Origin of the sequence: Nonomuraea sp. NPDC049655 (genome assembly GCF_044465465.1) — a bacterium.
GTDB lineage: Bacteria > Actinomycetota > Actinomycetes > Streptosporangiales > Streptosporangiaceae > Nonomuraea.
Genome location: NZ_JBITLS010000006.1, coordinates 479,133 through 494,960 on the forward strand (window position 1 = coordinate 479,133; position 15,828 = coordinate 494,960).

General features: G+C 72.0%; 19 protein-coding genes and 1 pseudogene. 10 read left to right on the forward strand and 10 right to left on the reverse strand.

Going from position 1 to position 15,828, the window contains the following annotated elements; all coding sequences use genetic code 11:
• Positions 1-77 precede the first annotated feature (77 nt).
• Positions 78-1,229, forward strand: coding sequence for an MFS transporter (locus ACIBQ6_RS22470; protein WP_397214149.1), 1,152 nt, complete (start codon positions 78-80; stop codon positions 1,227-1,229).
• Here ACIBQ6_RS22470 and ACIBQ6_RS22475 read toward each other — a convergent pair.
• Positions 1,178-1,792, reverse strand: a complete 615-nt coding sequence (locus tag ACIBQ6_RS22475; RefSeq protein ID WP_397214151.1) for a TetR family transcriptional regulator — start codon at positions 1,790-1,792, stop codon at positions 1,178-1,180. The two genes, ACIBQ6_RS22470 and ACIBQ6_RS22475, sit on opposite strands and share 52 nt — an antisense overlap.
• Positions 1,793-1,863: 71 nt before the next feature.
• Between ACIBQ6_RS22475 and ACIBQ6_RS22480 the strand changes: the two genes are divergently transcribed.
• Both ACIBQ6_RS22480 and ACIBQ6_RS22485 read left to right on the forward strand, forming a co-directional pair.
• Entirely contained in the window at positions 1,864-2,829 is a 966-nt protein-coding gene (locus ACIBQ6_RS22480; RefSeq protein ID WP_397214153.1) for a hypothetical protein, read from the forward strand.
• Positions 2,830-2,909: 80 nt separating this feature from the next.
• Entirely contained in the window at positions 2,910-3,596 is a 687-nt protein-coding gene (locus ACIBQ6_RS22485; protein WP_397214155.1) for a hypothetical protein, read from the forward strand.
• Here the strand turns inward: ACIBQ6_RS22485 and ACIBQ6_RS22490 are convergent.
• Positions 3,593-4,423 carry an undecaprenyl-diphosphate phosphatase gene (locus ACIBQ6_RS22490; RefSeq protein ID WP_397214157.1) on the reverse strand — a complete coding sequence of 277 codons (831 nt, stop codon included), beginning with the start codon at positions 4,421-4,423 and terminating at the stop codon, positions 3,593-3,595. The genes ACIBQ6_RS22485 and ACIBQ6_RS22490 overlap by 4 nt on opposite strands.
• 109 nt (positions 4,424-4,532) lie before the next feature.
• Positions 4,533-5,345: an NAD(P)H-binding protein gene (locus ACIBQ6_RS22495; RefSeq protein WP_397214159.1), complete on the reverse strand. Its 813-nt coding sequence runs from the start codon at positions 5,343-5,345 to the stop codon at positions 4,533-4,535.
• A gap of 75 nt (positions 5,346-5,420) precedes the next feature.
• Here ACIBQ6_RS22495 and ACIBQ6_RS22500 point away from each other — a divergent pair, with 75 nt between their 5' ends.
• The 3 genes from ACIBQ6_RS22500 to ACIBQ6_RS22510 all read left to right on the forward strand — a co-directional run bounded on the left by ACIBQ6_RS22500 (position 5,421) and on the right by ACIBQ6_RS22510 (position 7,098).
• On the forward strand, positions 5,421-6,341 hold the full coding sequence (locus tag ACIBQ6_RS22500) for an AraC family transcriptional regulator (protein WP_397214161.1): 921 nt from the start codon (positions 5,421-5,423) through the stop codon (positions 6,339-6,341).
• Positions 6,338-6,847 (forward strand): HAD domain-containing protein, encoded by a 510-nt coding sequence (locus ACIBQ6_RS22505; protein ID WP_358289653.1) that lies wholly within the window; start codon positions 6,338-6,340, stop codon positions 6,845-6,847. The genes ACIBQ6_RS22500 and ACIBQ6_RS22505 overlap by 4 nt, the downstream gene beginning before the upstream one ends.
• Before the next feature lie 122 nt (positions 6,848-6,969).
• Entirely contained in the window at positions 6,970-7,098 is a 129-nt protein-coding gene (locus tag ACIBQ6_RS22510) for a PspC domain-containing protein (protein WP_397214255.1), read from the forward strand.
• Positions 7,099-7,119: 21 nt separating this feature from the next.
• On the opposite strand, the pseudogene ACIBQ6_RS22515 reads toward ACIBQ6_RS22510, so the two are convergent.
• Positions 7,120-8,472: pseudogene (locus ACIBQ6_RS22515) on the reverse strand (FAD-dependent monooxygenase); the annotation flags it as partial.
• A gap of 67 nt (positions 8,473-8,539) precedes the next feature.
• On the opposite strand from ACIBQ6_RS22515, the gene ACIBQ6_RS22520 reads away from it, so the two are divergent.
• Together ACIBQ6_RS22520 and lipB are read left to right on the forward strand one after the other, a co-directional pair.
• Positions 8,540-9,088: a TetR family transcriptional regulator gene (locus ACIBQ6_RS22520; RefSeq protein WP_397214163.1), complete on the forward strand. Its 549-nt coding sequence runs from the start codon at positions 8,540-8,542 to the stop codon at positions 9,086-9,088.
• Positions 9,085-9,720 (forward strand): lipoyl(octanoyl) transferase LipB, encoded by a 636-nt coding sequence (gene lipB / locus ACIBQ6_RS22525; protein WP_358289648.1) that lies wholly within the window; start codon positions 9,085-9,087, stop codon positions 9,718-9,720. The genes ACIBQ6_RS22520 and lipB overlap by 4 nt, the downstream gene beginning before the upstream one ends.
• A gap of 4 nt (positions 9,721-9,724) precedes the next feature.
• On the opposite strand, the gene ACIBQ6_RS22530 is transcribed toward lipB, so the two are convergent.
• The 4 genes from ACIBQ6_RS22530 to ACIBQ6_RS22545 all read right to left on the reverse strand — a co-directional run bounded on the left by ACIBQ6_RS22530 (position 9,725) and on the right by ACIBQ6_RS22545 (position 13,767).
• Complete coding sequence (locus tag ACIBQ6_RS22530) at positions 9,725-10,279, reverse strand: TetR/AcrR family transcriptional regulator (RefSeq protein WP_358289645.1); 555 nt, start codon at positions 10,277-10,279, stop codon at positions 9,725-9,727.
• Positions 10,272-11,108 carry an alpha/beta fold hydrolase gene (locus ACIBQ6_RS22535; RefSeq protein WP_397214166.1) on the reverse strand — a complete coding sequence of 279 codons (837 nt, stop codon included), beginning with the start codon at positions 11,106-11,108 and terminating at the stop codon, positions 10,272-10,274. Before ACIBQ6_RS22535 ends, ACIBQ6_RS22530 begins: the two co-directional genes overlap by 8 nt.
• A 117-nt stretch (positions 11,109-11,225) precedes the next feature.
• A complete protein-coding gene (locus ACIBQ6_RS22540) occupies positions 11,226-12,755 on the reverse strand; it encodes an amino acid permease (protein WP_358289639.1) in 1,530 nt (509 codons plus the stop codon).
• Between the two features lie 97 nt (positions 12,756-12,852).
• The gene (locus tag ACIBQ6_RS22545; protein WP_397214168.1) at positions 12,853-13,767 is read right to left on the reverse strand and encodes a zinc-binding dehydrogenase; all 915 of its coding nucleotides are present in this window, start codon (positions 13,765-13,767) and stop codon (positions 12,853-12,855) included.
• 92 nt (positions 13,768-13,859) lie between these two features.
• On the opposite strand from ACIBQ6_RS22545, the gene ACIBQ6_RS22550 reads away from it, so the two are divergent.
• Positions 13,860-14,414, forward strand: coding sequence for a TetR/AcrR family transcriptional regulator (locus ACIBQ6_RS22550; protein WP_387679880.1), 555 nt, complete (start codon positions 13,860-13,862; stop codon positions 14,412-14,414).
• A gap of 42 nt (positions 14,415-14,456) precedes the next feature.
• On the opposite strand, the gene ACIBQ6_RS22555 is transcribed toward ACIBQ6_RS22550, so the two are convergent.
• Positions 14,457-15,002, reverse strand: a complete 546-nt coding sequence (locus tag ACIBQ6_RS22555; RefSeq protein ID WP_358289634.1) for a type 1 glutamine amidotransferase domain-containing protein — start codon at positions 15,000-15,002, stop codon at positions 14,457-14,459.
• A gap of 110 nt (positions 15,003-15,112) precedes the next feature.
• On the opposite strand from ACIBQ6_RS22555, the gene ACIBQ6_RS22560 reads away from it, so the two are divergent.
• Entirely contained in the window at positions 15,113-15,373 is a 261-nt protein-coding gene (locus tag ACIBQ6_RS22560; protein WP_352325934.1) for a heavy-metal-associated domain-containing protein, read from the forward strand.
• A 4-nt stretch (positions 15,374-15,377) separates the two neighbouring features.
• Here the strand turns inward: ACIBQ6_RS22560 and ACIBQ6_RS22565 are convergent, their stop codons facing one another.
• Positions 15,378-15,728: a DUF2809 domain-containing protein gene (locus ACIBQ6_RS22565; RefSeq protein ID WP_397214170.1), complete on the reverse strand. Its 351-nt coding sequence runs from the start codon at positions 15,726-15,728 to the stop codon at positions 15,378-15,380.
• Between the last annotated feature and the right edge of the window lie 100 nt (positions 15,729-15,828).

The window sequence follows — 15,828 nt, forward strand, 5'->3', positions numbered from 1 at the left end:
CCTCGCTCTGATTGTTTGACAACTATCCAACTGTAATGACAGTTTGATGCCCGTCCAACTAATTGGCTGGAGGTTCCATGAGTTCCCGGCTCTATCCCCTTGCTGCCGGAAATTTCGCCATCGGTACTGGCATGTTCGTCACCGCCGGGCTGCTCACCCCCATCTCCGCGGACCTCGGGATCTCCACGTCCGCCGCCGGGCAGCTCATGACCGTGTTCGCCCTGGCGTACGCGCTGCTGTCCCCCTTGCTGGCCGCGCTCACCGCCCGCCTGTCGCGCAAGCGGCTGCTGCTGCTGGCGCTGGCCGTGTTCGTCGCGGGCAACGTGCTGACCGCGCTGGCTCCGACGTACCCGCTGGTCATGGCCACGCGGGTGGTGGCCGCGGCCGGGGCGGCGATGTTCACCCCGACCGCCTCGGGCGTGGCCAACGCGCTGACCTCGCCCGAGCGGCGCGGGCGGGCGCTGGCGCTGGTGATGGGCGGGCTGAGCGTCTCCTCGGCCGTCGGCGTGCCGTTGGGCACCTGGCTGGGCTCGGCCTCGGGCTGGCGGGCGACGATGTGGCTGGTCGTCGGGCTCGGCGTGATCGGCTTCGCCGGGGTGGCGGCGCTCGTGCCGGACGTGCGGGTCGCCGTGTCGGGACGGCTCGGCGAGCGCTTCGCGCCGCTGGCCGACCGGCGGGTGCTGGTGGTGCTGGTCACCCAGCTGCTGATGTTCGGCGCCGGGTTCACCGCCTACACCTACATCGGGTCGCTGTTCGACCTGCCGCTGCCGGCCGTGTTGTGGGCGTGGGGGCTCGGCGGCATCGTGGGCAACCAGCTCGGCGGGCGCCTCACCGACGCCTACGGGCCGCGCCGGATGGTGCTGATCGGCCTGGCCGCCTCCACGGTCTTCCTGGCCCTGATCCCCGTCGCGAACCTGGCCCTGCCGATCGCGCTGGTCTGGGCGCTCCTGTGGGGCGCGCTCGGCTGGCTGGTAGCGCCGGCCCAGCAGTTCAGGACGGTGGCCGCGGTGCCGGACAACGTGCCCATCGGGCTCGGCCTGCTGTCGTCCGCCCAGTACGTCGGCCTGTTCGCGGCCGGCATCGCGGGCGGCGTGGCCCTGGACGCCTACGGCCGGGCCGGGGTGGTCGTGCTGGCCACCGGGCTCGGCGTGGCGGCGCTGCTGTTCACCCTGGCGACCTACCCCCGGGCGGCGGCGATGTCGTCGAGCGAGAGCGTGCCCGTCAGGTAACGCTGGACGTTGGGCGCGGTCAGGGCCGCGACCTGGCCGGCGGGCAGCGAGGCCAGCGGGTCGAGCCGGAGCATGTAGCGGATCATGGCCAGGCCGAGCAGCTGCGAGGCCGCCAGCAGCGCGCGGACCTCGGGATGGGCGCCGGGCAGCCGGCGGGCGATCGGGGCCAGCAGCTCCCGGCCCAGCAGCTCCTTCAGCAGCGCGGCCGTCGCCGGGGTGGCGGCGGCCGCGTGCAGCACGGCCGAGAGCCGGGGGCCGTGCCGCGGGTCCTCCCACAACTCCAGGTAGCGGGTCACCAGCCGCTCGCCGATGCCGGACGCGTCGCCGTCGAGGGCGCCGACCATCAGCGCGACCGGCATGCTGGCCTTGATCGCGGCCTCGAACAGGCCGTCTTTGTTGCCGAAGAAGTGCATCACCAGCGCCGGATCGACGCCCGCGGCCCGCGCCACGGCCCTGATCGTGGTGCCGCCGTAGCCGTGGGCGGCGAAGGACTCCATCGCCGCCTCCAGGATCTCCTGCCTGGTCTGCGGGTTTCCCGGTCGTCTTCCGCGTTCCTCGGCCATGGGGCTATTCAACCACGTGGAATTCATCTACCCTCGAATTCAACATCGATGAACTCATCAGGTGGTGAAAAATGCGCAGGATCATTGGCCTCGTGGTCGGGGTCGCGCTGCTGGGGATGGTGTTCGCCGGGTCGTTCCTCGGGGCCTTCCACGCGCCGGAACCGCACGGCGTGCCCGTCGCCGTCGTCGCGCCCGCCGGGCAGGTGCGGCAGCTCCAGAGCGGCATCGACGGGCGGCGGCCGGGGGCGTTCACGCTGAGCCCGTACGGGTCGGCCGAGGCCGCGCGGGCCGCGCTGCTGGAGCGGGAGGTGGACGCCGTGCTCGTCCCGGGGGAGGGCAGGCTGGTGGTGGCGAGCGCGGGCGGCCGCACCGGCGCCACGGTGATCACCGCCGCCTTCCAGGGGGCCGCGCAGGCGCAGGGCCGCACCCTGGAGGTCGAGGACGCCGTCCCGCTGCCGCCCGGTGACGCCGGCGGCATCGCCGGCATGTTCTACGTGCTCAGCGTGCTCCTGCCGGGGATCGCGCTGGCCGTGCTGCTCGCCCGGGTCGCGCCGGGCCTGGGCGCGGCGGCGCGGACGGGCGTCCTGGCCGCGGGCTCGCTGGTGGCGGGCACGGCCGTCGCGTGGCTGGCCGACGTGGTGTTCGGCGCGCTGCCGGGCAGCTTCGTCCCGCTGGTGGCGGTCTCGTCGGGCATCGCGCTGGCGGTCGGCCTGGTGGTCGCCGGGCTGGTCAAGGTCATCGGCCCGCCGGGGGTGGGGGTGGCGGCGCTGCTGTTCGTCCCGATCGGGCTTCCGGCCAGCGGCGGGCCGCTCGGCGCCCGTTACATCCCCGAGTGGTACGCCGCCGTCGGCCGCGTCCTGCCCGTGGGCCCGGCCGCCGAGGCGGTGCGCAACACGGTGTTCTTCGGCGGGGCCGCCCTGTGGACGCCGGTCGGGGTGCTGGCCCTGTGGGCGCTGCTCGGCCTGGTCCTGCTCGCCCTGCCCGGACGCCGGGCGCGGCCGGCCCCCGCCGCCCCGCGCACGCCGGTGGCCGTCTGATCTTCTCCGCCTCGGAGGTGACCTGCGGTCGCCCCGCAGGCGGACGACGGGTGGCGGCGGCGGCACGTACCGTCGCCGCCATGTTCAGGAACCAGGTGACCTTCCGCCGCGTCGCGGCGGGCACGTTGCTCATCGCGGCCCCGCTCCTGCAGCTCGTGGCCGTCGTCATCGACCCCGGCACGTGGGGCGACTCCCGCGAGGCGGTCAGCTACGGCGACAACCCCGCGCTGGCCCAGGCGGAGTCGGCGCTCTACCACTGGAGCTGGATGCTCATGGGCCTGGCGGCCATCGCCCTGGTCCACCTCACCAGGCGCAAGGCCACTGTGCTCGGCCACATCGCCGGGGCGGCGACGGCCATCGGCTACATCTCGACGTCGGCCCTGCTGATGATCGACCCCGTCGAGTGGTGGCTGGGCCGGCACAACCCGCCGGAGCAGGCGCAGAAGATCCTCGACGAGATGCTGAACCTGCCCGGCGTGATCTTCGGCTTCCAGATGCCGTGGATGTTCTTCGCCGTGCTGGGCCTGCCGCTGCTGGTCGTCGCCGTGTGGCGGGCCGGGTTCGTCGGCTGGTGGGTGCCGCTGCTGGTCTTCGTCGGGTACGTCGTCTCCTTCCCCATCGAGTACGGCCCCGTGACCGTGCTGTTCTGGGCCCTGCCCGTCGCCGGCCTCGGCTGGACCGGCCTGAAGGTGCTGCGCATGGGCGACGAGGCGTGGGCGGCCTACTACCCCTCGCCCGCCCTCGACCGGACGGCCGTGTCGGCCTAGGCCTGGGCCGGGATATAGCCCAGGGTGACCGCCAGGATGACGAGGAAGCCCAGCACGATGCGGTAGATCACGAACGCGGTGAACCGGTGGGTGCTGATGTACTTCAGGAACCAGGCCACCGCCGCGTAGCCGACGGCGAACGAGATCAGCGTCGCCAGGATGGTGGGCCCCCACGCGGGGGCCTGCCCCTCGCCGATGTCCTTCAGCTCGAACGCCCCCGAGGCCAGCACGGCGGGGATGGCCAGCAGGAACGAGTATTTGGCGGCGTCCTCGCGGCGGTAGTCGAGCAGCAGGCCGGCCGTGATCGTGCCGCCCGAGCGGGAGACGCCCGGGATGAGGGCCAGCGCCTGCGCGAAGCCGTAGACGATGGCGTGGGTGAAGCTGAGGTGCTTCTCCAGCGTGAGCTTGTTGCGCGCGGTGCGGTCGGCGAACCACAGGATGCAGCCGAAGACGATCAGCGTCGTGCCGACCACGCGCAGGTCGCGGAAGACGGTCTCGATCTGGTCCTTGAACGCCAGGCCCAGCACGCCGATCGGGAGCGTGCCGACGATGACGTACCAGCCCATGCGGGCGGCCCAGTGGCCGCGCAGCTCCCGGTCGAACAGCGAGCGGACCCAGGTGGAGACGATCTCCCACAGCTCCTTGCGGAAGTAGATGAGCACCGCGGCCTCGGTGCCCAGCTGGATGACCGCCGTGAAGGCCGCCCCCGGGTCCTGCCAGCCGACCAAGGCCGAGACCACACGGATGTGGGCGCTGGAGGAGATCGGCAGGAACTCCGTGAGCCCCTGGACGAGCCCCAGCACCACCGCTTCGAGCCAGCCGATCACGACTACACCTTCCGGTTACGGGAGTGACCAGGGTGAGGTTAGCGGAAACGGGGGCCGCGCAGTTGCCCGCCCAGCAGGTTGAGCAGGCCGGGGGAGAGCCGGCCCGCTCTCAGCGTCCGGCCCACGCCGCGGCGTTCGCCCTGGCGTAGTCGGCGAAGTCGCGGGCCGGACGGCCCAGCGCCTCCACGACGCCGTCCGCCACGTGGGCGTTGCGGCCGTCGAGCACCTCGGTGAACAGCCCGGTCAGGCCCTCGGCCTCCTCCTTCGGCACGCCCGCCGCCACGGCCCCGGCCACGTACTCCTCCGGCGTGACCTCGATGGAGGTGATCGTGCGGCCCGTGGCCTTCGACAGCTCGGCCGCCGCGTCGGCGAACGTCAGCAGCCTCGGGCCGGTGAGCTCGTACAGGCGGCCCGCGTGGCCGTCCTGGGTGAGGGCGGCCACGGCGACGTCGGCGATGTCGTCGGCGTCCACGAACGGCTCGGGCACGTCGGCCACCGGGATCGCCAGCACGCCGTCGAGGACCTGGTCGAGCAGGAAGCCCTCGCTGAAGTTCTGCATGAACCAGCCGCAGCGCACGATCGTCCAGTCGAGGCCGGACTCCCGCACGGTCCGCTCGCTCGCCTCGGCGCCCGGCTCGCCCCGGCCCGACAGCAGCACCAGCCGCCGCACCCCGGCGTCCGCGGCGAGCCGGGTGAGCTCCAGGACGTCCTCGTACGCGCCGGGCAACGCCAGGTCGGGGTAGTAGGACACGTACACGGACTCGACGCCGTCGAGCGCGGCGGCCCAGGTGGAGCGGTCCGCCCAGTCGAAGGACGGCGTGGCCGAGCGGGAGCCGATCCGCACGGGAAGGCCGAGAGAGGTGAGCCGGTCAGCGACACGGCGGCCGGTCTTGCCGGTTCCGCCCAGAACCAAAATCGTCATGCATCTAGTAAGCCGTCATACCCATAAGACTCTCCATGGTTGAGAAGCGCGTTGCCATATGCGATCGTCTAGCCCATGGATCAGCTCGCGGCATTGCTCGACGGACCGAGAGCGCGGAGCGCCTTCCTGCTCCGGTCCATCCTCGACCCGCCGTGGTCGATGCGCATCCAGGACGAGGCCCCGCTCACGCTGGTGGCCCTGGTGTCCGGTGAGGCGTGGGTGCTGCCGGACAAGGGCGAGCCGGCCCGCCTCGAACCCGGGCAGGTGGCCATCCTGCGAGGGCCGGAGCCGTACGTGGTGGCCGACGCCCCCGGCACCGCGCCGCAGATCGTCATCCACCCCGGCCAGCGCTGCACCACCCTCGACGGCGAGTCGCTGTACCAGTCGATGGACCTCGGCGTGCGCACCTGGGGCAACGACCCGGCGGGCGGCACCGTGCTGATCACCGGCACGTACACGCTGGAGGGCGAGGTCAGCAGGCGCCTGCTCGACGCGCTGCCCCAGCTCCTCGTGCAGCCCGGCGGGCCGGTCATCGCGCTGCTCGGCGCCGAGATCGTCAAGGACGACCCGGGCCAGTCCGCGGTGCTCGACCGGCTGCTCGACCTGCTGCTGATCGCCGTGCTGCGGTCGTGGTTCGCCACGCACGAGGCGCCCGCCTGGTACCGCGCGATGGGCGACCCGATCGTGGGCAGGGCGATGCGGATGTTGCACAACAACCCCGCCCATCCCTGGACGGTCGCCGCCCTCGCCACCGAGGTGGGGGTCTCCAGGGCGGCGCTGGCCAGGCGGTTCACCGACCTGGTGGGGGAGCCGCCGATGTCCTTCCTCACCGACTGGCGGCTCGCGCTCGCCGCCGACCTGCTGCGCGAGCCCGACGCCACGGTCGGCTCGGTGGCCAGGAAGGTCGGCTACGGCAGCCCGTTCGCGCTCAGCGCGGCCTTCAAGCGCGTACGCGGCGTCAGCCCCCAGGAGCACCGGGCCGGAGCGGCGAGGTGAAGCCCCTGCTGCTGCTCGACGTCGACGGCGTGCTCAACCCGATGGGACGCCCGACGCCCGACTTCCGGCGCTACCGCTGCACGATCGGCACCGAGGTCTACACCGTGCACCTCAACCCCCGCCACGGCCGCCGGCTGCTCGACCTGGCCCTGACCACGGGCGCCGAGCTGGTCTGGGCCACCACCTGGGAGCAGCACGCCAACGAGTGGATCTCTCCCAGGATCGGCCTGCCCACGCTCCCGGTCGTCACCATGGGCCCTGAGCGGACCCGTACCGAGCACGGCGAGATGTTCAAGACGCCGCACGTCGCCGCGTACGCCGGTCGGCGGCCGTTCGTGTGGTTCGACGACCAGGTGTGGGCGCAGGACGAGCAGTACCTCAGGGTCGATCAGGGTCTGGAGAATTTCCTGTTGATCCACGTCGATCCCAGACATGGACTGACCAGGGAACATCTGGGCATGGCTCATGAGTGGCTGACCCTTACAGGGTTTTCTCAGGGTCCCTAGCGGGATATCGGCGGCACTGCTGTCCGTTTTACCGGTAGGTCATCACGACACGGAGGAACAGCATGTACCGCTCAAGGGAGCACAGGATTCTGGCCGGCGTCTGCGGCGGGCTCGCCGACAAGATGGGCCTGCCCCCGACCCTCGTCCGCATCCTCTGGCTGCTGCTGTCGCTCATCCCCGGCCCGCTCTGGGTGGTCTACGTCGCCATGTGGATCCTCGTCCCGGAGGAGCCGAGGGGCTACTCCCACTGACGCGTCCGCCGGCTCGCCGAACCACCGCGTGAGCGCCACCGCGGCGGGCTCCGCGCAGGGTTCGGCCCAGGCCACGTAACCGTCGGGCCGCACCAGCAGCCCGCGGTCGCCGGGCACCACGTCCACCCGATCGGCCCAGCGCGCCCCCACGGCGAGCAGGGCCGGGTCGGAGGTGACAAGCAGCCCGCGCCCGTCGTCCAGCCGCAGGCCCTCGGGCATGAAGGCGCCGACGAGCGGATTCGGGCCCGTCGCGTACCGCACCGACACCGCGCTCACGTCCTCGGCCAGCATCCTGTTGGCCTCGGGGACGGTCATGAGCTGGGCGAACAGGTCGCGCAACCGGGTCGTCCCGGCGTCCGGCGCGGCCAGCTCGACCTGTTGCAGGGTGTTGGCCAGCACGGCGGCGGCCACCGGGTGCCGTTCGGCGTGGTAGCTGTCGAGCAGCCCGGCCGGGGCCGTCCCGCGCACCGCCAGGGCCAGTTTCCAGCCCAGGTTGACGGCGTCCTGGAGGCCGGTGTTCATCCCCTGGCCGCCGAACGGCATGTGCACGTGGGCCGCGTCGCCGGCCAGGAACACCCGGCCGGCCCGGTAGCGCTCGGCCTGCCTGGCCGCGTCGGAGAAGCGGGACAGCCAGGTCGCCCCGGTGATCTCGGGGGCGGCGTCCCCGAGGTGCCGCCGCACGCTGGCCGCGAACTCCTCGATCGTCACGGGCGCGTCCCTGTCCGCGTGCACCCGGCCGTGGTCGACGGTCAGGATCCTGGTCGTGCCGTCGGGCCGGACGAACGGCCACTGGAACAGGCCGTGGCCGGTGCGGACCCAGCCGGTCGGCGTACCGCCGGCCACCGTGACGTCGCCGACGTAGGCGGCCAGGGTGGCGGGGGTGCCGGGGAAGGCGATCCCGGCCAGCTTGCGCACCGTGCTCCGGCCGCCGTCGCAGCCGACGAGCCAGGCCGCCCGGTACGCCGTGCCGTCGCCGGTCTCGACCGTCACGCCCGACCCGTCCTGCGTCAGGCCGGTCACCGCCCGGCCCCGGACGATCTCCGCGCCCAGTTCCAGCGCCCGCGCCTCCAGGATCTCCTCCACCCGCGACTGCGGGACCAGCAGCCCGTACGGGTGCGGGGTCCGCGTGGCCGTCAGGTCGAGCACCCGCATGCCGGCGAAGTGCTGCAGGTCCAGGCGGGGCGCGTCGCCGAGCCGGTCGAGCAGCCCGCGCATGGCGAAGGTGTCGACCGAGCGGGGGTGCAGGTTGAGCGCCCTGGACAGGCCGGTGGGGGCGGCGAGTCGTTCGAGCACGAGCGTGCGCACGCCACGCAGGCGCAGCTCGCAGGCCAGCATCAGGCCGACCGGACCGGCCCCGGCGATGACGACGTCCATCCACGTCTCCTTATCAACGATAAGTGCTTATCAGTGATAAAGCCTTATCCTTGATAAGTTGTCAAGCGTGGAACGGCGGACGGCGGTACGCGCGGCCCTGCGGCTGCTCAACGAGGTGGGCATCGACGGGCTGACCACCCGCAGGCTGGCCGACGAGCTGGGCGTGAAGCAGCCGGCCCTCTACTGGCACTTCAAGAGCAAGCAGGAGCTGCTCGACGAGATGGCCGAGGAGATGCTCGCCGACACGCTGGAGCGTCTCGACGTGCCCGAACCGGGTCAGGAATGGGACAACTGGCTCATGTCCCGCGGCCGGGCGATCCGCGGCACGCTGCTGTCGTACCGGGACGGCGCGCTCGTGCACGCCGGGTCCCGGCCCACGCCGCGCCGGCTGGCCGAGCTCCCGGCGCTCATCAGGCCGCTGACCGAGGCGGGATTCACCGGCGAACAGGCGGTCAGGGCGCTGATCGCGGTCGGCAGGTTCGCCCTTGGCTCGGCGATCGACGAGCGCGGCCCGGCCGTGCCGCTCGACGCGCGGCCGATGGAGGACCCCGACGGCGACTTCGAGTTCGGGCTGCGTGCGCTGGTGTCCGGGATGCGTCTTATCCTCGAAGGATGAGGGCAAGGCCGCTGACACTTCTGCAGGACGATCTGGTCGACTACGACACGGCGATGGAGCGCATGACCGACCTCGTCGGGCAGCGCCAGCGCGACGAACGGCCGGACACGCTCTGGCTGCTCAGCCACCCGCCCGTCTACACCGTCGGCCGGCGCACCCCCGCCGAGCACCTGCCCGACCCCGCGCGCGGCATTCCCGTGCTGGAGACCGGGCGCGGCGGGCAGCTCACCTACCACGGCCCCGGCCAGCTCGTGGGCTATCTCATCGTCAAGCTCGGAGAGGACGAGGGCATCGTCGACTACGTGCGGGAGGTGGAGCTGCGCCTGGTCGAGGCGCTGGGCAAGCTCGGCCTGCCCGCCGAGCGGCGGGACACCCCGCCGGGCTCGGAGCTGCTGACCGGCGTCTGGACGTCCACGACCGGCCGCAAGATCATCTCGATCGGCATGCGCCAGAGCAGGGGCGTCACCAGCCACGGGTTCGCGCTCAACGTCGACGGCGACCTCACGCCCTGGAACTGGGCGGTGGCCTGCGGCATGCCCGACGTGGACATGACCTCGCTCAAGCGGGAGCTGGGCGACATCACCATGCAGGACGTGCGGCCCGCCGTGGCCGCCGCCTTCGAGGCGTCCTGACCCGTCAGCGGGGAGTGGTCAGCCCGGCCACGACCATGTGCTTGAGCAGGTCGTAGCTCTCGTCGAGCAGCTCGGGCAGGCCGAACCCGCCCGACGCCTCCAGCACCGCGAACCCGTGCGCCGTCGCGCGCAGGCAGCGGGCCGCGTGGATCGCGTCGGAGCCTTCCAGCCCGTAGCCGCGCAGCGCCGCGAGCATGATGCCCATCAGGCGCTCGCCCGACGCCCGCATGCCGGGGTGCGGCTGCTGGATGACCATCGCGTAGCGGTGCGGGTGGCGGGTGACGTAGGCGCGCCAGGCGTCCATGAGCGCGCCGACGGCCTCGTCGCGGGAACGGCCCAGCACCGCCTGGGCCAGTTCGTCGGTGATCTCGTCGGTGATCCGCACCGACAGCAGCTCGCGCAGCTCGGCCAGGTTGCGCACGTGCTTGTACAACGACGGCGTCGCGACCCCGGCGCGGGCCGCCAGCGCCGAGAGCGTCAGGGCCTCGGGCCCGTTCTCGTCCATCAGGGACACCGCCAGGTCGACGACCGTGTCCCGGGACAACGCCGCCCTAGGCATGCAGGCGCTCCTTGACGAACGCCAGCACCTCGGCGGCCACCTGAGCCGGGAACTGGGCGTGCGGGTAGTGGCCGGCGCCCTCGATCATGGCGATCCGGCCGCGCCCGGCGGGCATGGCGGCCACGACGCCCTCCGCCTCGGCGCGCGGGTCGGCCCAGTCGGGGTCGAGCGTGCCCATCACGACCAGGACGTCGCGGGTCAGGTCGGGGAGTCGCGCGCCGGCGTCGGCAGGGGGCGCCTGGCCCATCTTGGAGACCACGGCCATCCGGCCGGGCCGGCGCAGGTCGGCTTCGAGCGCCGCGATGTGCTCCGCGTGGTCGGCGGGCTTGACGCCCGGCATGGCGTGGTCGAGGTACTTCTTCCACAGGCCGATGCTGCGCAGGAGCGCCGCGCCGAGCAGCAGCATGGCCCCCTTGCGATGGCGGGCGTTGCGCAGCAGGCCGCCGCCGTCGATCTTCTGCACCCGGGTGAACGGGCCGATCTCCACCACGGCGCTGACCAGCTCGGGCGCCTGCGCGGCGGCGATCGTGACGGCCCCGCCCGCGAACGAGTGGCCCACCAGGACCGCCGGGCCGCCCAGGTGGCGGACCAGCGCGAGCAGGTCGCCCGCGACGTCGGTGCGGGTGTAGGAGGGCCAGTCGCGGCTGGACTCGCCGTGACCGCGCAGGTCGGTGGTCGCCACCCGGAAACCCGCCGCCACCAGCTCGGGCACCAGGAACCTGAACGACTGCCGTCCGACGCCCATGCCGTGCGCCAGCACCATCAGCGGCCCTTCGCCGGTCACGTCGTAGGCGAGCTGTCCACCCTCGACCGTCAGGAACTCCGTCATGTCCAACCCCTCTCGGCTAACTCTTATAGCCCTCAAGCTAAAGCCTTTAGCCAGGCGGTGTCAAGCAGCAGAAAAAGACGGGCACAGCCGGATCGGCCGTGCCCGCCCACAGGGTGCTCAGGAGATCGGCACCTCGTCGATCGTGCGGCGCGGGCCGGTGAACCAGTGCCTGGCCGACAGGCTCCACCACAACCAGATGCCGATCAGCACGACGCCGACCGCGATCGGCGCGTAGTTGACCGACGTCCAGGTGAAGTCCTTGTTGCCCGGCACACCGGCCGGGGAGAACGGCATGACGAAGTAGACCGACACGATGACGATCTCGACGCAGGCGATCCAGCCCAGCACCCGGTACTTGCGGCCGAGCGTCCACGGCCCGGGACGGAAGGCGTCGCCCATGCGCAGGCGCAGCCAGATCGGGATGAGGAACGCCAGGTAGAGGCCGATGACCGCGATCGACACGACGGCGTAGAAGGCGACCGGGGTCGTCGAGCCGGCCGGGGCGTACAGGGCGGGCAGGGTGATCAGGGCGGCGATGAGGCAGCCGGCCAGGATCGCGTTGACCGGGGTGCGGTTGCGGTCCACCGTCGACCACAGCCGCCAGCCGGGCACCGCGCCGTCGCGCGAGAACGCGTACGTCATGCGCGACATCGAGGTCACGCAGCTCATCCCGCAGAAGAACTGGCCGATCGTGGAGATCGCGAAGATCGCGGTGGCCAGCGGGGAGGAGAGCGCGGTCTCGAAGATGGCGCCGACGAAGCCGGACTGCTTGTTGATCTCGTCCACGTTGGTCGCGGCGAACAGGAACGCCAGCAGCAGGATCCAGCCGCCGATCGCCGAGTAGAAGATCGACTGCCACAGGCCGCGGGCGGCCGTCCTGGCCGCGCCCTGCGTCTCCTCCGACACGTGGGCGCAGGCGTCGAACCCGGTGATCGTGTACTGGGTGAGCAGGAAGCCGAGCGGGAGCACGTACAGCCAGAAGGGCACGCCGCCGTCGCCGTCGCCGAAGCCGGAGTTGTTGATCGTGCCGCCGAACACGAAGCCGAGCGACTGGTGCTCGGACGGCGCGAACACCAGGATCGCCACGATCACGACCGCGCCCGCGACGTGCCACCACACGCTGATGTTCTGCAGCAGCGAGATGAGCCGGTGGCTGAAGATGTTGATGAGTGCGTGCAGGATGAGGATGATCACGAACAGCAGGAACGCCTGGGGGAGCGTCCCCTCCCACGCGCCGCCGGTCAGGCGGCTGATCGTGATGTTGAGGAACGTGGCGCAGCCGTAGTCGACCGACGCGGTGACCGCGATGAGGCCGATCAGGTTGAGCCAGCCGGTGAACCAGCCGTGGATCGGCTTGCCCATGGTGGCGGCCCACCAGTAGATGCCGCCCGCCGTCGGGAACGCCGAGACCAGCTCCGACATGCAGAAACCGATGATCAGGATGAATGCGGAGATCAGCGGCCAGCCCCACGAGATGGCGATGGGGCCGCCGTTGTTCCAGGCCTGCCCGAAGGTCGTGAAGCAGCCGGCGAGGATCGAGATGATGGAGAAGGAGATCGCGAAGTTGGAGAAGCCGCTCCAGGTCCGGGCCAGCTCCTGCTTGTAGCCGAGCTCGGCGAGTCGCCTGGAATCCTCTTCGAGTGACATGAGGTCTCCCTGGGGGGCGCGGAGGACGCTCTGTTTGGTCTAGGTCTAGACCATTTCTTCCCGAGGGACAAGGCGTGACAGACGAGTTTCGATGTGGTCAGGAGAGAGCGTGTCCTGCCGGGCCGACGTCGAGCACGACCTTGCCCGTGACCGTGCGGTCGAGCTGGGCCGCGGCGGCCTCGTCCAGGCGGTCCCAGGGCACGCGGCGGCCGATCTCGACGGTCAAATCACCCGCGGCCACGAGGCCGAGCAGGAAGGCCAGGTCGGGGCCTGGGGGGCTGACGTCGCCGAAGGAGTTCATCGAGCGGGCGGGGCCGAGGGAGAAGGTCGAGCCGGGCGGGAAGACGGCCGGCTGCCCGCTGGCCCAGCCGACGCTCTGGAGGTTGCCGCCCGGCTTGAGCAGGCCCCAGGCGGCCACCAGGGTCGGGCCGCCGACCAGTTCGATCACGACGTCCACGGGGGCCACGCCGTCCAGGGCGGTCACGACGTCCACGTCCGGGCCGAGGGTCTTGGCGCGGGCCGGGGAGCTCACCGAGGCGACGACGTGGGCCCCGGCCAGCCTGGCGAGTTGCACGGCCAGCGTCCCGACCGAGCCGGACGCCCCCGTCACGAGCACGCGCGATCCGAGGGAGACGCCGGCGGCGCGTAGTGAGCGCAGGGCGGACAGGCCGGACATCGGCAGGGCGGCGGCCACCGCCAGGTCCACCCCGTCGGGCACCACCGCGAGCGAGCCGGTGTCGAACGCCGCCCGCTCCGCCCACGCCCCCGCCCCGAACGCCGCCACCCGCGTGCCCTCGGCCGGGCCCGTGCCGTCGGCGGCGGGCCGCAGCACCACCCCGGCGGCGTCGTAGCCGAGCACGACGCCCTCCGGCAGGCGGTCCATGTGCCGCAGCTCGCTGAAGTTGACCGACGTCCGCCGCACCTCGACGAGTGCCTGCCCGGCCCCCGGAACGGGCTCGGGGACGTCGGCGAGCCGCCCCACGGCCCCGGGGCCGACCACCAGTGCGCGCATACGAGATCCTCCCGCCATCATGCGGACCGGCGGTCCGCTTCGTTGCCGGGATACTATGGGGACCGACAGTCCGCTTGCAAGGAGGGGCCTTGGTGCGATCAGACGCCACCCGCAACCGGGAGGCGATCCTGCGGGCCGCCGAAGAGCTCCTGGACGCCCACGGCGCCGAGCACATCTCGCTCGACCGGGTGGCCGCGGCGGCCGGGGTGGGCAAGGGCACGGTGTTCCGCCGCTTCGGCAGCAGGACCGGCCTGTTCCAGGAGCTGCTGGCCGAGCGCGCCGCCGCCCTGGCCGAGGCCATCGAGACGCCCGGCTCGCCACTCGGGCCGGGGGCGCCGCCGCGGGAGCGGCTGCTCGCGTTCCTGGACGAGCTGGCCGGGCTGGCCGAGCGCAACCTGGCGCTGTTCGCCGCGCACGAACGGGCCTGCGCGGCCGACAAATACCGCGACCCCACCTACCTGCGGTGGCACGCCCACGTGACGGGGCTGGTCGCGGCGGCGGCGCCGGGGCTCGACGCCGAGTTCGCCGCCCACACGTTGCTGGCCTCCTTCGACGCCGACCTCGCCCGGCACGTGATGGCCGAGGGCGGCGCCGACCGGCTCAGGGCCTCGGTGCGCGGCGTCGCCGAGGCCCTGCTGCGCGCCTGACCTCACCAAGGGGCCGAGGCGGGCTCGGATCGGTGTGCCGGGCTAGGCCGAGAAGGCGTCCGTGGCGGCCTGGCAGAAGGCCTTGAGGTCGTCCGGTTTGCGGCTGGTGACCAGGGTGTTCGGGCCGTCCGTGCAGACCACGACCTCCTGGTCCTTCCAGGTCGCGCCGGCGTTGCGCAGGTCGGTCTGCAGGCTCGGCCAGGACGTGAGCGTACGCCCGCGCACGACGTCCGCCTCGACCAGCGTCCAGGGGGCGTGGCAGATGGCGGCCACCGGCTTGCCGGCGTCGAAGAAGGCGCGCGCGAACCGGACCGCCTGCGGCACCGTGCGCAGGAAGTCGGGGTTGGCGACGCCCCCGGGGAGCAGCAGGGCGTCGAAGTCGCCGGGGTCGGCGTCGTCCACCGTGGCGTCCACGGTGAAGGTGTCGGCCTTGTCCAGATGGTTGAACGCCTGGATCTTCCCGGAGGATGTGGAGACCAGCCTGGGCGTGCCGCCCGCCTGCTTGACCGCCTTCCACGGCTCGGTGAGCTCCACCTGCTCGACCCCTTCGGGGGCGACCAGGAACGCGATGGTCTTGCCGTTCGACATGACTGTCCCTTCGTTTTCCCCTCCCCTATCCGGACACCGGGGAAGTATGCACTCTCTACCCTGGGGGGGTATAGAGTGGGCCGCGAAGCCTAGGGAAGAGGAGTTCGGGCATGGTGATCACCGCGTACCAGGTCGAGGGCATGACCTGTGGCCACTGCGTCAGCTCGGTGCGGGCCGAGGTCGGCAAGGTCGACGGGGTCCAGGCCGTCGAGGTCGACCTCGCGGCCAAGGAGATGGTCGTGACCAGCAGCGCGCCGATCGACCAGGCCGTCATCGAGTCGGCCGTCGTCGAGGCCGGCTACGAGCTGGGCGGCGGCCGCGAGCTGCTGCCGCAGGCCGGGTCGTGCTGCGGCTCGGGCGGCTGCCACTGACCCCTCAGGGGGATCGGCGCCGGGCCCACAGGGTGTGCGTGGCGCACGCGGCGGCCGCGCCGACGGCGTACCAGAGCAGGTCGGGCGGGTTGAAAGTGCTGCCCAGCAATGGCCGCAGGACTGCCGGGATCTCACCCAGCTGGGCGAACTCGATCGCCCAGCTCAGCCCGCCCGACACCGTCGCGGCCACCCACGGCCGCGCCCGCGGCAGCGCCAGCACGACGAGCGCGTAGATCAGTACGGTGTACAGCGCGTCACCCGCGTATTTGGGCACGGGCCCGTCCCACAGCACCCGGACGCCGAGCCCGGCCACGACGGTCGCGACGGCGGCGAGGAGAACGGGCAGGCGGGGCACCCGATCACGGTAGTGCCAAGCCTACTGAAAATTTACACCGCAAAAGGAAACGAGAATGAAACAATTTTCCGCCACTCGTTGACACGCGGTCTCCGTATGG

Coding starts and splice junctions, on each gene's coding strand:
- ACIBQ6_RS22495 (WP_397214159.1), bottom strand. CDS start 5,345: ATGACGATTTTGGTTCTGGGCGGAACCGGCAAGACCGGCCGCCGTGTC.
- ACIBQ6_RS22540 (WP_358289639.1), bottom strand. CDS start 12,755: ATGTCACTCGAAGAGGATTCCAGGCGACTCGCCGAGCTCGGCTACAAG.
- ACIBQ6_RS22555 (WP_358289634.1), bottom strand. CDS start 15,002: ATGTCGAACGGCAAGACCATCGCGTTCCTGGTCGCCCCCGAAGGGGTC.
- ACIBQ6_RS22470 (WP_397214149.1), top strand. CDS start 78: ATGAGTTCCCGGCTCTATCCCCTTGCTGCCGGAAATTTCGCCATCGGT.
- ACIBQ6_RS22545 (WP_397214168.1), bottom strand. CDS start 13,767: ATGCGCGCACTGGTGGTCGGCCCCGGGGCCGTGGGGCGGCTCGCCGAC.
- ACIBQ6_RS22530 (WP_358289645.1), bottom strand. CDS start 10,279: ATGCCTAGGGCGGCGTTGTCCCGGGACACGGTCGTCGACCTGGCGGTG.
- ACIBQ6_RS22480 (WP_397214153.1), top strand. CDS start 1,864: ATGCGCAGGATCATTGGCCTCGTGGTCGGGGTCGCGCTGCTGGGGATG.
- ACIBQ6_RS22485 (WP_397214155.1), top strand. CDS start 2,910: ATGTTCAGGAACCAGGTGACCTTCCGCCGCGTCGCGGCGGGCACGTTG.
- ACIBQ6_RS22535 (WP_397214166.1), bottom strand. CDS start 11,108: ATGACGGAGTTCCTGACGGTCGAGGGTGGACAGCTCGCCTACGACGTG.
- ACIBQ6_RS22500 (WP_397214161.1), top strand. CDS start 5,421: ATGGATCAGCTCGCGGCATTGCTCGACGGACCGAGAGCGCGGAGCGCC.
- lipB (WP_358289648.1), top strand. CDS start 9,085: ATGAGGGCAAGGCCGCTGACACTTCTGCAGGACGATCTGGTCGACTAC.
- ACIBQ6_RS22475 (WP_397214151.1), bottom strand. CDS start 1,792: ATGGCCGAGGAACGCGGAAGACGACCGGGAAACCCGCAGACCAGGCAG.
- ACIBQ6_RS22510 (WP_397214255.1), top strand. CDS start 6,970: ATGGGCCTGCCCCCGACCCTCGTCCGCATCCTCTGGCTGCTGCTGTCG.
- ACIBQ6_RS22560 (WP_352325934.1), top strand. CDS start 15,113: ATGGTGATCACCGCGTACCAGGTCGAGGGCATGACCTGTGGCCACTGC.